We start from the raw sequence: 12,782 nt of genomic DNA on the forward strand, positions 1-12,782 counted from the left end.
CGACCACGCATCAGGCGGAACGTCTCTTTCGACCGGACTGTACGGCGCCGCGCCGCCGACCAAGGCACCGAACACGACAAGTCACATGCGACCTACACCGCGTCGAAGTGGGTTCTCCAGCAGGGCCGACATCCGCTCGGCCTGCTGGACCTGAGTCTCCCCGCGGGTCCGCACCAGCCAGTACAGGGCGAGAAGGCGGCGGCACTCGGTGAGCCTGGCCGCTTCGTCGACGGTCAGTTCCAGCCGTGCCAGAACGGCGGTCATGCCGGCGGCGTCGCCGCGCCGTACCGACACATGCTCGACGACCTCGGCGAGTTCGAATGCGCGGTCACTCCGCCCGGAGTACTCGAAGTCGACGACACGGGCGCGGGATCCGTCCCACAAGTAGTTGGCCAGGTTGCCGTCGCCGGTGCCGAACACCGGCGTGCCCGGCCGCGCCAGCAAGTCGTCCAGGGACGGCCGTGCCACCCAGCGGGCGGCCGACCGCAGCGCGTCCACGACGATCGGATTTCCGGCGGGAGGGGCCGCGGACCACGCCCGTACCTGCCGGAGGAGTTCGACGGGGTGCCCGGCACGTGCCGGTATCAACTCCAGTACGGCCTGAGGGATCGCCTGCTGGACCCGGGTTACGGCCTCGGCCAGAGCGTCGGACAGGGGTCCCGTGATCGGTCCGCGCACGGGGACGCCGTCGAGCCGGGACATCACCACGGTCGGCGGATCGCCGTCCAGGTCGGCGGTCACCGGTACGGGCGCCAGCCCGGGCGCGTACCGGCTGAGCAGCCCCAGGGCTCGCCACTCCCGTTCGGGCTGGTCGTGGTCCGACATTCGGTACTTCTTGACCACCACATCGGGCCGGACCTCGATCGCGTGCGTACTGGCCCGGCCACCCATGCGTTCTCCGCCTCCCTTGAGCGGATCGACCTTACCGACATTCGACCCCCGTGGACGCACGCGTATGTCTCCGAGGTCCTCGACCATGTCCGGGGCCCGCGCCGTCGACTTCAATCGTGACCGGATACGAAACGTCGACAGAACGTCGCCGAGGTCACGCCGGCGCCGGGAATCCGGAGGAAAGACGTGGTGGAACTGCTGAGGAACGTCACGCTGATCGGTGCCACGGTCAGCGTGGGGTTGATCGCCGGACTGCTCTACGGGTTCGCCTGCGCAGTGATGCCGGGGTTGCGTATGGCAGGCGATCAGGCGTTCGTCGAGGTGATGCGGCGGATCAACGTGGCGATCATGAACGGCTGGTTCGCCGTCGCGTTCGCGGGCGCCCCCATACTGACTCTCGCCGCCGGGCTGCTCCAAATCTCTGCGGACAGTCGTCCGGCATTGCCCTGGATCGGGGCCGGATTCGTCCTGTACGGCGCCGCGTTGCTGATCACCGCGGTGGTCAACGTACCGCTCAACAACGGACTGGAGGCGGATGGCCGTGCGGTCGGCACCGACCCCTCGACGGCGCGCACGCGGTTCGAGCCGAGATGGGTCCGCTGGAACGTGATCAGGACGGTCCTGTGCACGGCGGCGTTCGCCTGCCTGTGCTGGGCCCTCGTCCTGTACGGGCCCGCCTGACGGCGAGTGCCCGTACGGCTATCCGGATCGGCACAGCCGCCGCACTCCGACCGGCAGCGCCCTCGTCTAATCACCGACAATCCCCGACAGGTGACATCACCCCAGGTCACCGAGAACCTGCCAGCTCAACAAGCCTCCTCCCCACGCCCGTGGGGGTGCCGAAGGGCGTGGGGAGCATGTCGGGTGTCAGACCTGGCCGGCCTTTTCCAGGGCGGTGCAGCAGGTTTCGATGATGAGGCGGGTGACGACGTAGGGGTCGCAGTTGGCGTTGGGGCGGCGGTCTTCGATGTAGCCGCGCTTGTCGATCTCGGCTTGCCAGGGGATGCGGACGGAGGCGCCGCGGTCGGAGACGCCGTAGCTGTACTCGCTCCACGGGGCGGTCTCGTGCAGGCCGGTGAGGCGGTGCTCGATCTCGGCGCCGTAGCCGTCGATGTGCTCCTGGCGCCGTTCGCGGAGTGACTCGCAGGCGGTGATGATCGGGTCCCAGCCGGTGCGCATGGCCTCGGTGGAGAAGTTGGTGTGGGCGCCCGCGCCGTTCCAGTCGCCCTTGACCGGCTTGGGGTCGAGGGTCGCGGCGACGTCGTAGTCTTCGGCGACGCGGTAGAGCAGCCAGCGGGCGACCCAGAGCTGATCGGCCACGTCCAGGGCGGACAGGGGACCGACCTGGAACTCCCACTGGCCGGGCATGACCTCGGCGTTGATCCCGGAGATCTCCAGTCCGGCGGCGAGGCAGGCGTCCAGGTGGGCTTCGACGATGTCGCGGCCGAAGACCTCGTCGGCGCCGACGCCGCAGTAGTAGAAGCCCTGCGGTGCGGGGAATCCGCCGGAGGGGAAGCCGTAGGGGCGCCCGTCTTTGAAGAAGGTGTACTCCTGCTCGATCCCGAAGATCGGCTTCTGGTCGGCGAAGCGTTCGGCGACGGCGGAGAGGCGTGCCCGGGTGTTGGTGGGGTGCGGGGACAGGTCGGTGAGCAGGACCTCGCAGAACACGAGTTTGTGGTCTCCGCCGCGGATCGGGTCGGGGCAGACGAACACCGGCTTCAGCACGCAGTCGGACCGCTCCCCGGCCGCCTGGTTGGTGCTGGATCCGTCGAAGCCCCACAGGGGCAGCTCGGCGCCGTCCGGGAGGATCTTGGTCTTCGAGCGCAGCCTGGCGGTGGGCTCGGTCCCGTCGATCCAGATGTACTCGGCCTTGTAGCTCACGTTGGTCCCTTCCTCGGCGGCGTGTCGTCCACTGCCCACACTGAGGGTCCCTATGTGCTATTTCGCAACGATTGCCCAAATATGAACGCTATGTAAAACGTTGCGCTTCGTGGGAGTTTCTCCCAGGGTACCCGGACCGTCCGCGCGGGAACCGGACGGCCGGGCTCCGAGGTCAGGAGACCGCGTTCACGGACGGGACCTGGCGGGCGCTCCGCACCACCTGGTCCACCATGCCGTACTCCCTGGCCTCCTCCGCGGTGAACCAGCGGTCCCGATCCCAGTCGAGCTTGATCTGCTCGACGGTCTGGCCGGTGTGCTGGGCGATCCGTTCGGCCATGACCGCCTTCGTGTGCGCCATCTGCTCGGCCTGGATCCTGATGTCGGAGGCCGTACCGCCGACGCCTCCGGAAGGCTGGTGCATCACGACCCGGGTATGCGGAAGCGCGTACCGCTTTCCGGGGGCGCCCGCGCAGAGCAGGAATTGCCCCATCGAACCGGCCAGTCCCATCGCGACGGTGGAGACCTCGTTGGGGATGTATTCCATGATGTCGTAGATGGCCATTCCGGCCGAGACCGAGCCTCCCGGGGAATTGATGTAAAGGAAGATATCCCGTTGCGGGTTCTCCGCGGCGAGCAGCAGCAGTTCCGAGCAGATGCGGTTGGCCACCTCGTCGTCGACCGTCTGTCCCAGGAAGACGATGCGCTTGCGGAGCAGCCGGTCGTGAAGGTGCTCCGTCATCTGGGCGGGTGGGGGTGCGTCAGTCACTGTGTCTCCGTCTCAACAGGGGCGAGTCCGCATTACGCTAAGACAATTTTGACCCATTTGAATTGATTTTCATCAACGGCGGAATTCGCTAAAGGCGGATTATGCTGTGCAAGAAAGCGCTGGCAGAAGTGAAAATGTTGTGTCCTTCCCGAAAACGACCGGGCCGGGTGCCGGAACCGACGTCCCCGCACCCGGCCCGTCCACCGGACGACCTGCGACTACTCTTCGTCTCCCTCGAAGAAGTCGCCGACCTCGTCGACGATCTCCGCGGCGATCATGCCGCCGGCGAAGCCGGCCGCGACGCCCACGGCCGCACCGCCCGCACCGTGTCCGTGGTCACCGTGGTGGCCGTGCCCCCCGTGGTGCCGGGAGCCGAGCGACTCCAGCCAGGAGCCGATCGCGCCGATCCAGTCGGTGTCCTCGGCCGCCTCGTGGGTGCTGTGCAGGCGGGCCAGGGTGTCCCCGCGCCCGCTGCGCTTGTCCGCCTCCAGGATGACCTCGAACCCGGCGTGGTCCGTCATGAAGGTCAGCTCGATCTCGTCGGCCTGTCCCGCGTACGCGGGCGGGGCCTGGAACTCGATCTCCTGGTAGAACGGCAGTTCCTGGACGGATCCGTGGATCCGCCCGTGCTCCAGGTCGGCGCTCTTGAACCGGAAGCCCAGATGGGCCAAGGCGTCGAGCACCCGGAGCTGACCGGAGATCGGCGAGACGACGAACTCGTCCAGGTCGCCCTTGTCGACCGCCTTGGCGACGGCGAGTTCGGTGCGGACCCCCATCGCCATCCCGCGGAGCGGCTGACCGTAGACCTCGGTGATCGGCGTCTCCCACGGGACCGCGAGCCGGAACGGGATCTCCAGCCGCTCCGCGGCCGCGAGCCGGAAGCCCTCCGAGACCCGGACCCGGTGGAACTCCACCTGGCCGGAGCCTTCCCCCTCGCCGTGCTCGTACTCCACCCGGGCGACCAGCCCCAGGGTCACCTCGGTGATGTCGACGTCGAGGTCACCGCCGAGGACACGCACCTCGCCGGCGAGAACCCCTCCGGGCCGGCATTCGGGTGACACCAGCACGGTGTCCACCGAGGGACCGCCCACGCCCAATGCACCCAGCATGCGCTTGAAAATCACTGTCCGCCTCTTCTTTGTGTTGGCCGGTAACGCGAACCACTGGGGCCAACGATCACCGCGCACCGCCCTGTTCCCGTTTTCCGGGTTGACCACAAGCTTGACCTGGTCTCACTACCGTGGGTACGGCCGCCGTACGGTCCGCCACCACTCAAAGATCACCCGAAACCACCATAAAGGCTCAGATACCAGGCAGACACGGCGATCCATCCGGTCTCCGGCGAACGGCACGGATCACACCGACCCCGGAACCGCGATTGACTCGGCCCTTGACCATGATTCATCGCAGCGGGTACGGCGGGCGCGGCTCCAAGCGCCGGCGCACCGGGTGCGGCCGGGAGGATTCGGCTTGCCGAAACCCCCCTCCGAACACCCTCGGAACATGCCTGGACGGGATCCCGGAATACCACAGACTCCCGACACAGTATTCATTATTACCGACAGCCGATCGAACATTTAGCACTTTTATTGGGACATATCAAACCAATCATCTGCCGAAGCCTGGCCACCGAAGATCCAGCGTTTCAACCTTTACCAAATCTTGCCAGAAAAACCCTATCCTGATCACTACATTCCCTGGTAAAAGCACACGCCATCGATCGAGAACCACCAGGCCACAGACCATCCAGGCCCTCCACCACCCCGATTTCACTTATGCCCGGCTGCCTCCTGCCCATCTGATGCCGACCGTGAATTGGTAACCGTTTCCTGCCTTGTCAGTAATGCCGCTGGGGCGGATTATCAAGCATGGCCGCCACGTCGGGGCCACGCCAATGCAGGGTCAGTTGCCTAAGCAGCCAAGCGGCGACTTAGGAGGAAGCCGAAAATGGCACCTACCGATGATCAAAGCACTGACACATCCGCGACCGACGGGGTGACCGGTTCGGGCCAGTACCGCATCGGCCCGGAGGTACACGTCGGTCTGATCCAGACCGTCACCCAAGGCCCGAAGGCCGTCCAGTACACCCTCGTCGACGGTGAGCCCATGGTGGAGGGGGACATCGTCCTCAGCCTCATCGGCCCCGAAGACCTGCTCCAGCCGGTGTCCGGGGACTCCGGCGTCGAACGCGGCATCGTCGTCACCGGGAACCAGTTCCGATGGCCGAACGGCGTGGTGCCGTACGACATCGAGGCCGCGCTCCCCAATCAGGCCCGGGTCACCGACGCCATCGCCCACTGGGAGCGCAACACCCGGATCCGTTTCGTGCTCCGGACAGCCGCCAACGCCGCGCAGTTCCCGAACTTCGTCCGCTTCGGGGTGGGCGACGGCTGCAGCTCACCGGTGGGGATGCGGGGCAACCAGCAGACCATCCGGCTCGCCGCCGGGTGCAGCACCGGGAGCACCATCCACGAGATCGGGCACAGCGCCGGGCTGTGGCACGAGCAGAGCCGGGAGGACCGGAACAACTGGGTCACGGTCAACTGGGCCAACATCCAGCCCGCGAGCGCGCACAACTTCAACCAGCAGATCAACGACGGCGACGACGTGGGCCCGTACGACTATCACTCGATCATGCATTACGGGCGCCGGGGCTTCGCGATCGACCCGAACGCGGACACCCTGACGCCGGTGCAGAACGTCGAGATCGGCCAGCGGGAGGGGCTCAGCCCGGGTGACTGCGCCGCGATCCGGTCGATCTATCAGGGTCTGGAGCCCGCCGCGGTCTTCCGGGGGGTCCAGTTCACCGGGACGGTCCCCGCGAACAGCACCCGCCGGTGGTTCACCCACAGCTGGCCCGCCGCCTGGTACGTCATCTGGACGGTGGTCCCCACCGCCCCGATCGTGGACGGGGAGGCCCAGCTGGAGTGGACGGTCCAGGTGACCCGGCAGTCCGGTGGGCTGCTCAAGTACTTCATCGCCGTCCGCAACCTCACCGCCGGCCAGATCGGCTTCGAAGCCCGATACGACGTCCTCGGCTGGTCGCTCGCGGCGACGTGAGAGGAGCCCCCATGAGATACGTACCCGCTGACGAAGCCCGATTCGGGGCCGGTTCCGCGGCCTCGGACGCCGGGCTCCTGAACGGCGGCCCGGCCCCCGCGGTGGCGGGCGACGCCGCCTACTCCCCGCTCGCGACGGCGGACGACCTGGTGGACGGGGGCGGCGCCCCAAGGGGTGACTCCGCCGCCGTGGCCTTCGACGTCACCGCGGCGGAAGCCGAATCCGAAGACGCGGGCGGTGCGCCCACCGCCCCGAGCTGAGAGAGGACGAGCCATGTGGCTTGGCGTGCAATTTCGTGGTTCGGTGCCCGCGGGAGCGACGCGACGCTGGTTCACCCATAGCTGGCCGGAGGCCTGGCGCGTCGTCTGGATGGTCGTGCCGACCTGGCCGATGGTCGACGGCGACGCCCAGATCGAGTGGAAGGTCCAGGTGGACCGGCAGGCCGCCGGACTGCTGAAGTACTTCATCGAGATCCGCAACGTCACCAACGTTCAAGTCGACATCGAGGCGCGGTTCGCCGTGTTGAACTGACGCGGTGCCGAAGCGACGGCACGACCTGGAGCGGTCCGGCCCTTGGGGCCGGGCCGCTCGTTTTGCGGCCGGGCCCGGGAGGCGGCAAAGCTCACGGCATTGAATTGAACAATCACGCAGCGACAACCGCCGTGTTCAGCACAGGTTGCCCGACGGCCCGAGGCACCCTTGTGCTGATTTAGCTATATGTCCACTCTTTTCCTATTGAAGGATTGCCGCTAGTTTCCGATCTAGGTTGTTTCGGGGACACCTACGTAAACCTTCTCAGTAGAGGAGCTTCATGCGCGTCAATCTCCGACGGGCCGGGGTATGCGTCACCACCGTGATGGCCGCCTTGGCCCTTCCGCTCGCCTCAGCCGTTCCGGCCAACGCCACACACGGTGACGTCTTCGCCAAGCTCCTGGTGAAGTCGGTCAAGGGGTCCAAGGTCAAGAAGCACCTCGACGCCTTCCAGGCCATCGCCGACGCCAACGGGGGCAACCGCGCCGCCGGGACGAGCGGCTACGTCGCCTCGCGCGACTACGTCGCGAACAAGCTCCGCAAAGCCGGATACAAGGTCAGCTTCACCGACGTCGACTTCGTGAAGAGCTGGACGGAGACGACCCCGTCGACGCTCCAGCAGGTCTCCCCCGTGGCCAAGTCCTACACCCACACCGCGGACTTCGTCACCACGATCCCCTCCGGCTCCGGCGACGTCACCGCTCAGGTGCAGGGCGTCGACCTGGTCCTTCCGCCGTCGCCGACCCCGTCCTCGACCAGCGGCTGCGAGGCGAGCGACTTCGCGTCCTTCGTCCCCGGCCGGATCGCGCTGATCCAGCGCGGCACCTGCCCGTACGTGCAGAAGCTCGGCAACGCCCGGGACGCCGGGGCCGCCGCGGTGATCCTCTTCAACGAGGGGCAGCCCGGCCGGACCGACGCCTACCAGTTCGACATGGGTGAGTGGCGGTACGGCTTCCCGATCGTCTTCGCCAACACCGCCACCGGGATCGACCTGGCGAGCGCGCCGGGCACCGTCGTGCGGGTGAAGACCGACACCGTCCTGGATCTGGGCAAGGACCAGAACGTCATCGCCGAGTCCCGCTGGGGCCGGAGCGACAACGTGGTGATGGTCGGCGCGCACCTGGACGGGGTCCACGAGGGCGCGGGCATCAACGACAACGGCTCGGGCAGCGCCGCGGTCCTGGAGGTCGCGCTGCAGATGCGCCACTTCCCGGTGCGGAACAAGGTCCGTTTCGCCTTCTGGGCGGCCGAGGAGATCGGCCTGCTCGGCTCCAACCAGTACGTGGCGGAGCTGACTCAGGCCCAACGGGACAAGATCAAGCTCTACCTCAACTTCGACATGGTGGCCTCGCCGAACTACGCCTACAAGCTCTACGACGGCGACAACTCCGACGGTGTCGGCGCCCCCGCGGGCCCGCCCGGATCGGCGCAGATCGAGCAGCTGCTGAAGAGCTTCTACAACTCACGTAGCCTGCCCACCAACGGCACCGACTTCGACGGGCGCTCCGACTACGGCGCGTTCATCGAGGCGGGCATCCCGGCTGGCGGCATCTTCACCGGCGCCGAGGTCCTCAAGACCGCCGAGGAGGCCGCGCTCTTCGGCGGCACCGCCGGGGCCCCCTTCGACCCCTGCTACCACGCGGCCTGCGACAACATCAACAACATCAGCATGACCGCGCTCGACGTGAACTCCGACGCGATCGCCAACACCGTCGGCGTCTACGCGTTCGACACCCGTTCCATCCCGCCGCGGACCGCCGCGGCGACCGCCACCGCCAAGGGCGCCGCCCCCGACACCGCGCGCACGTACACCGGTCCCAGCTGACCCGTACGCCCGCCACCCGACGGGGCCGTCCCACCGGACGGCCCCGTCCCTTTTGCCCACAGGTCGCCGCCGTCTTCCGTCAACTGGGCCCGCCGCAGGCCGCGGACACCCATCGCAGGGTCGTCGGCGGCGCTCGCCTACCTCCCGGGGCACGTCCACCGCGTGAGCACGACGCCCGTTGCGTCCGGTACGGCGTACGCGGCCTCGGCATCGCGTCTTGGCCGGACTCGGGCGCCGCCCCGACGTACCGCGGTCCACACCCAGAGGCCGGTACGGCCGGCGCGACGCCGAGCCGCCGCCGTACAAGACGATCCAGATCAACGTCCGGTACGGCCGAACGCGGCAAGTGAAGGCGGTGTCCCGCGCCCACATCAGCGGCCGGTACGGCCGACGCGGGGTTCACGTGGGCGTCAGCCGGATCCCCGATCACGGCGCGCACGGCGTAGATCCTGGATTCCCACCACAAGGGCGAAGGCGACCAGACCGTTCACGTAGGCGAGCAGGGCGACAACGATCGTATCGGGTTCGATCCTCTCCCATTGGTCGAAGGCCACGAGCACGAGAGCGGCGATCGGCAATGGGAGCAGGGAGGTCAGCAGGCGGTGCCGGGAGAAGAAGGCCCGGGACCTGGGGATGCCGAACAACACGATGAAATAGATCGCCAGGATCAGCAGGACGGGATAGGTGATGCTCATGCTCGCCTCCGCTTCGCCAGGTTGCGCAACGCCAGCGCGGCGAAGCCTCCCCCGAGGATCCAAGCGATCACGCCGATCCCGAACAGCAGGCCGTTCTCCTCCTCCAGGATGAACGTGACCAGGGCAGCGATGACCTGAGCCGCAAGCGCCAGCCCGAAGGGACCGCCGGTGCGGGCGACGGTTTCCCCGGCGGGCTGCGGCGCGGGCCGAGTGGCACGTCCGGCGGAACGTGGCGCGGACTGAGGGGCGTGCCCGAGCATCCGCTGGAGCAGCTCGCTTGCGGTCGGGCGGTCGTTCGGGTCTTTGGCCAGGCACGACCGCAGCAGGGCACGCAGGTCGTCCGGCACCCCGTCGAGCGAGGGTTCCCGGGTCAGGATGCGGTTGAAGACCGCGGGGATGCTGTCCTGACCGAAGGCGGGCTGACCGGTCGCCGCGAACACCATCGCCACGCCCCAGGAGAACACATCGGATTCCGGGCCGACTTTCGCGCCTGAGACCTGTTCCGGGGACATGTAGGGCGGTGTGCCGACGACGGCGCTGGACAGCATGGTCGTGCCTTCGAGGGCGCGGGCGATGCCGAAGTCGACGACCCGCGGCCCGTCCGCCGCCAGCAGGATGTTGCTGGGTTTGAAGTCCCGATGCACGATTCCGGCCTGGTGGATGGCCTGGAGTGCAGCTGCGGTGGCCAGCATGAGCCGCCGCAGCCCCCCGGCGTCACGTGGGCCCTCCCGGTTGATCAGCTGCTGCAGCGACTCCCCGCGAATGTACTCGCTGACGATGAAGGGCTGCTCCCCGTAGAAGTCGACCTCCAGCACCTGCGCGGTTCCGAACGTCCCCACGCTGCGGGCGGCTGCCACCTCCCCAAGGAACCGGCGGCGGCTCTCCGCGTCATCCCGGAGCCGGGCATGCAATGTCTTGATCGCAACCTGTTGCCCGGAGGGCGTCTGTCCCAGGTACACGGTTCCCTGCCCGCCTTCGCCCAATAGGCCGACGAGCCGATAAACACCGAGTTGGAGGGGATCGCCTTTCCGCAGCGGGGCTATTTCCGCAGGCATTCTGTCCTTTTACCAATAATGGGGGTGGACTGCCACATAAAGCCTAGGCCAGGGTGCCGGACTCCACCCGGAGATACATGATTTCCCGAACCCTGCGGTCTCCCGGCCAACCACGGTCGCCGGTGCGGATCCGCCGAACGGCATCCGGGCGGGATCGACGGGTCCCGATCCCCCGGACGGCGTTTTTGTCGGTGGCGCCCGGTTTACTGGGGCCGCACTATGGCGTGACGCGGGGGCGGTGGTCGAACGGTGGGCAGGGTGACGGCGGGGACGCGAAGGCCGGACGGCGCACCGTGTGCGCGGCCACCCGATCTTCACGGTGGGCCCCCGGGTCCGTTACCCGTCGGTCTTCTTCTTCGAGCGGAGCACGATCTTGGCGTCGAGCCGGTGCCTTGTGCCGCCCCTGGGCGTCTGCGACACCACCACCCAGTTCCGGTCGAAGACCAGCAGGCGACCCTGACCGGTGGCGTCCTCCTCGCGCAGGTTGTAGAAGCCCGCGGCCTGGAGCCGGTCCTGGGCGGTCTGGTGGTTGAGCCCCACCACGTTCGGGATCACCGTGATCCGCGCCTTGGGGTCGGGGTCGACCGGTTTGCGGGGCGGGGCGCTCGGGGCGGCGGGCTCGGTCGGCGGAACGGACTCGGCCGGGAGCGTCCGGGTCTCGGTCGTGGTCACGGTGACGGCGGGGGCCGCCTCGGTGTTTCCCCAGCCGCAGGCCGTACCGGTCAGGACCAAGGCGATGCAGAGGGGAAGCACAGCCGTGGGCCGTACTCCGGCGGTGGGGACGACATGCCGTCGATCAGGTCTCACGCGGGCTCCTTGCCGATCTCGATCCGTGCGGGTCTCTGAGACTGATCTGCCCGCAGGCTGCCATCCGTACGCCGCGGGATGACAAGAGGAGGCCACATCGTCACAAGAACACTGTCAACCCGATTGGCGGCCGGTGGACCGGGGCATGCACGACATTTGCCTGCTATTCCACGTTAGAACGGCCGTTGTCCGGTTGATCTCTCGTAGTGGGGTACGGCGACGCGGCGAGCGAAAGGGGTGCGTGGCATGTCCGACTTGACGGACGGTGGACCGGCGGGGTGTCGGGAGCGGACGAGAGATCTCAGGGACACGGCCTAGGAGGCAATCTTGGATTCGGACACGCTGCCCGCCGACGAGGCGGTGGTGGCACGGCTGCGCGAAGGCGACGAGTCGATGTTCGCCCGGCTGCTCGACCTGTGGTCGCCCGGCATGCTGCGGGTCGCCCGCGCGCACGTCTCGACCCGTGAATCGGCCGAGGAGGTCGTCCAGGAGAGCTGGCTGTCGGTGGTCCGGGGCATCGACTCCTTTGAGGGACGCTCCTCCTTGAAGACCTGGGTCTTCCGGATCCTGGCGAACACCGCCAAGAACCGGGGACGCCGGGAAAGCCGGATCGTGCCGTGGCCCGGCGTGCTCACCGAACCCCCCGACGAGGGCCCGACCGTCGACCCGGCCCGATTCCGCGGCCCGGACGAGCGCGCGCCCGGGCATTGGCGCGCCCACCCCGGCCTCTGGCCGTCCCCGGAGAACGAGCTGGTCGCCGCGGAGGCACGGGACCGGATCAGCAAGGCCCTGGAGGAGCTCCCCTCCCGCCAGCGGCTTGTCATCACCCTGCGTGACGTACACGGCTACAGTTCTGCCGAGGTGTGCGCGATCCTGGAGATCTCCCTGGCCAATCAGCGTGTCCTGCTGCACCGGGCCAGAGCCGGTGTGCGCCGCCGCCTGGAGGAGTACTTCACCGGTGCTGAAGAGGCAGGTTTATGAACTGTGTGGACTTTGTGGAACTTGTCACCGCCTATCTGGAAGACGCGCTCGACGCCTCGGCCCGCAGGCGTTTCGAGGAGCACGTGACCCGGTGCCGCGGGTGTGAGCGTTACCTGCGCCAGATCAGGGACACCGTCGCCGCGCTGGGCCGGATCCCCGTCGACCGGCTCTCCGACGCGGCCCGCCGGCGGCTGCTGGACGCGTTCCACACGCCCCCCCGGTGACCGCCGCCGCGCCGCCGGCGGTCAAGAGATCCCATATTTTCCCGCGAAGCCTGTAACGCTTGCCCG

The 12,782-nt window shown here is 67.9% G+C and carries 14 protein-coding genes; 7 read left to right on the forward strand and 7 right to left on the reverse strand.

Annotated elements, in window-relative coordinates; all coding sequences use genetic code 11:
* Window positions 1–81: 81 nt before the first annotated feature.
* Window positions 82–891 (reverse strand): phosphotransferase family protein, encoded by an 810-nt coding sequence (locus tag RUR_RS02540; RefSeq protein ID WP_283133200.1) that lies wholly within the window; start codon window positions 889–891, stop codon window positions 82–84.
* A 189-nt stretch (window positions 892–1,080) separates the two neighbouring features.
* Between RUR_RS02540 and RUR_RS02545 the strand changes: the two genes are divergently transcribed.
* Window positions 1,081–1,572 (forward strand): anthrone oxygenase family protein, encoded by a 492-nt coding sequence (locus tag RUR_RS02545; protein WP_283133201.1) that lies wholly within the window; start codon window positions 1,081–1,083, stop codon window positions 1,570–1,572.
* 186 nt (window positions 1,573–1,758) lie between these two features.
* Here the strand turns inward: RUR_RS02545 and glnII are convergent, their stop codons facing one another.
* From glnII to RUR_RS02560, 3 genes are all read right to left on the reverse strand, one after another.
* Window positions 1,759–2,811 (reverse strand): glutamine synthetase, encoded by a 1,053-nt coding sequence (glnII, locus tag RUR_RS02550; RefSeq protein WP_283133202.1) that lies wholly within the window; start codon window positions 2,809–2,811, stop codon window positions 1,759–1,761.
* Between the two features lie 133 nt (window positions 2,812–2,944).
* A complete protein-coding gene (locus RUR_RS02555; protein WP_283133989.1) occupies window positions 2,945–3,511 on the reverse strand; it encodes an ATP-dependent Clp protease proteolytic subunit in 567 nt (188 codons plus the stop codon).
* Between the two features lie 245 nt (window positions 3,512–3,756).
* Window positions 3,757–4,647 carry a sporulation protein gene (locus RUR_RS02560; protein WP_283133203.1) on the reverse strand — a complete coding sequence of 297 codons (891 nt, stop codon included), beginning with the start codon at window positions 4,645–4,647 and terminating at the stop codon, window positions 3,757–3,759.
* Between the two features lie 838 nt (window positions 4,648–5,485).
* On the opposite strand from RUR_RS02560, the gene RUR_RS02565 reads away from it, so the two are divergent.
* The 4 genes from RUR_RS02565 (at window position 5,486) to RUR_RS02580 (ending at window position 8,954) form a co-directional block, all read left to right on the forward strand.
* On the forward strand, window positions 5,486–6,598 hold the full coding sequence (locus tag RUR_RS02565) for a M12 family metallopeptidase (RefSeq protein ID WP_283133204.1): 1,113 nt from the start codon (window positions 5,486–5,488) through the stop codon (window positions 6,596–6,598).
* 11 nt (window positions 6,599–6,609) lie between these two features.
* Complete coding sequence (locus tag RUR_RS02570) at window positions 6,610–6,858, forward strand: hypothetical protein (protein ID WP_283133205.1); 249 nt, start codon at window positions 6,610–6,612, stop codon at window positions 6,856–6,858.
* A gap of 43 nt (window positions 6,859–6,901) precedes the next feature.
* Window positions 6,902–7,129, forward strand: a complete 228-nt coding sequence (locus tag RUR_RS02575; protein WP_283133206.1) for a hypothetical protein — start codon at window positions 6,902–6,904, stop codon at window positions 7,127–7,129.
* A gap of 280 nt (window positions 7,130–7,409) precedes the next feature.
* Window positions 7,410–8,954: a M28 family metallopeptidase gene (locus RUR_RS02580; protein WP_283133207.1), complete on the forward strand. Its 1,545-nt coding sequence runs from the start codon at window positions 7,410–7,412 to the stop codon at window positions 8,952–8,954.
* Window positions 8,955–9,364: 410 nt separating this feature from the next.
* Here the strand turns inward: RUR_RS02580 and RUR_RS02585 are convergent, their stop codons facing one another.
* From RUR_RS02585 to RUR_RS02595, 3 genes are all read right to left on the reverse strand, one after another.
* Complete coding sequence (locus RUR_RS02585; RefSeq protein ID WP_283133208.1) at window positions 9,365–9,649, reverse strand: hypothetical protein; 285 nt, start codon at window positions 9,647–9,649, stop codon at window positions 9,365–9,367.
* Window positions 9,646–10,704, reverse strand: coding sequence for a serine/threonine-protein kinase (locus RUR_RS02590; RefSeq protein WP_283133209.1), 1,059 nt, complete (start codon window positions 10,702–10,704; stop codon window positions 9,646–9,648). The genes RUR_RS02585 and RUR_RS02590 overlap by 4 nt, the downstream gene beginning before the upstream one ends.
* A gap of 336 nt (window positions 10,705–11,040) precedes the next feature.
* The gene (locus RUR_RS02595) at window positions 11,041–11,511 is read right to left on the reverse strand and encodes a PASTA domain-containing protein (protein ID WP_283133210.1); all 471 of its coding nucleotides are present in this window, start codon (window positions 11,509–11,511) and stop codon (window positions 11,041–11,043) included.
* 327 nt (window positions 11,512–11,838) lie between these two features.
* Between RUR_RS02595 and RUR_RS02600 the strand changes: the two genes are divergently transcribed.
* Window positions 11,839–12,492 carry an RNA polymerase sigma factor gene (locus tag RUR_RS02600; protein ID WP_283133211.1) on the forward strand — a complete coding sequence of 218 codons (654 nt, stop codon included), beginning with the start codon at window positions 11,839–11,841 and terminating at the stop codon, window positions 12,490–12,492.
* The gene (locus RUR_RS02605) at window positions 12,489–12,716 is read left to right on the forward strand and encodes an anti-sigma factor family protein (RefSeq protein ID WP_283133212.1); all 228 of its coding nucleotides are present in this window, start codon (window positions 12,489–12,491) and stop codon (window positions 12,714–12,716) included. The genes RUR_RS02600 and RUR_RS02605 overlap by 4 nt, the downstream gene beginning before the upstream one ends.
* The last annotated feature ends 66 nt before the right edge of the window (window positions 12,717–12,782 follow it).

It is taken from the genome of Rhizohabitans arisaemae (assembly GCF_025996515.1).
GTDB lineage: Bacteria > Actinomycetota > Actinomycetes > Streptosporangiales > Streptosporangiaceae > Rhizohabitans > Rhizohabitans arisaemae.

What these genes read in the sequence shown, in the direction of transcription:
- RUR_RS02540 (WP_283133200.1), bottom strand. Translation starts at nt 891, where the DNA reads ATGGGTGGCCGGGCCAGTACGCACGCGATCGAGGTCCGGCCCGATGTG.
- RUR_RS02555 (WP_283133989.1), bottom strand. Translation starts at nt 3,511, where the DNA reads ATGACGGAGCACCTTCACGACCGGCTGCTCCGCAAGCGCATCGTCTTC.
- RUR_RS02560 (WP_283133203.1), bottom strand. Translation starts at nt 4,647, where the DNA reads ATGCTGGGTGCATTGGGCGTGGGCGGTCCCTCGGTGGACACCGTGCTG.
- RUR_RS02565 (WP_283133204.1), top strand. Translation starts at nt 5,486, where the DNA reads ATGGCACCTACCGATGATCAAAGCACTGACACATCCGCGACCGACGGG.
- RUR_RS02570 (WP_283133205.1), top strand. Translation starts at nt 6,610, where the DNA reads ATGAGATACGTACCCGCTGACGAAGCCCGATTCGGGGCCGGTTCCGCG.
- RUR_RS02580 (WP_283133207.1), top strand. Translation starts at nt 7,410, where the DNA reads ATGCGCGTCAATCTCCGACGGGCCGGGGTATGCGTCACCACCGTGATG.
- RUR_RS02585 (WP_283133208.1), bottom strand. Translation starts at nt 9,649, where the DNA reads ATGAGCATCACCTATCCCGTCCTGCTGATCCTGGCGATCTATTTCATC.
- RUR_RS02590 (WP_283133209.1), bottom strand. Translation starts at nt 10,704, where the DNA reads ATGCCTGCGGAAATAGCCCCGCTGCGGAAAGGCGATCCCCTCCAACTC.
- RUR_RS02605 (WP_283133212.1), top strand. Translation starts at nt 12,489, where the DNA reads ATGAACTGTGTGGACTTTGTGGAACTTGTCACCGCCTATCTGGAAGAC.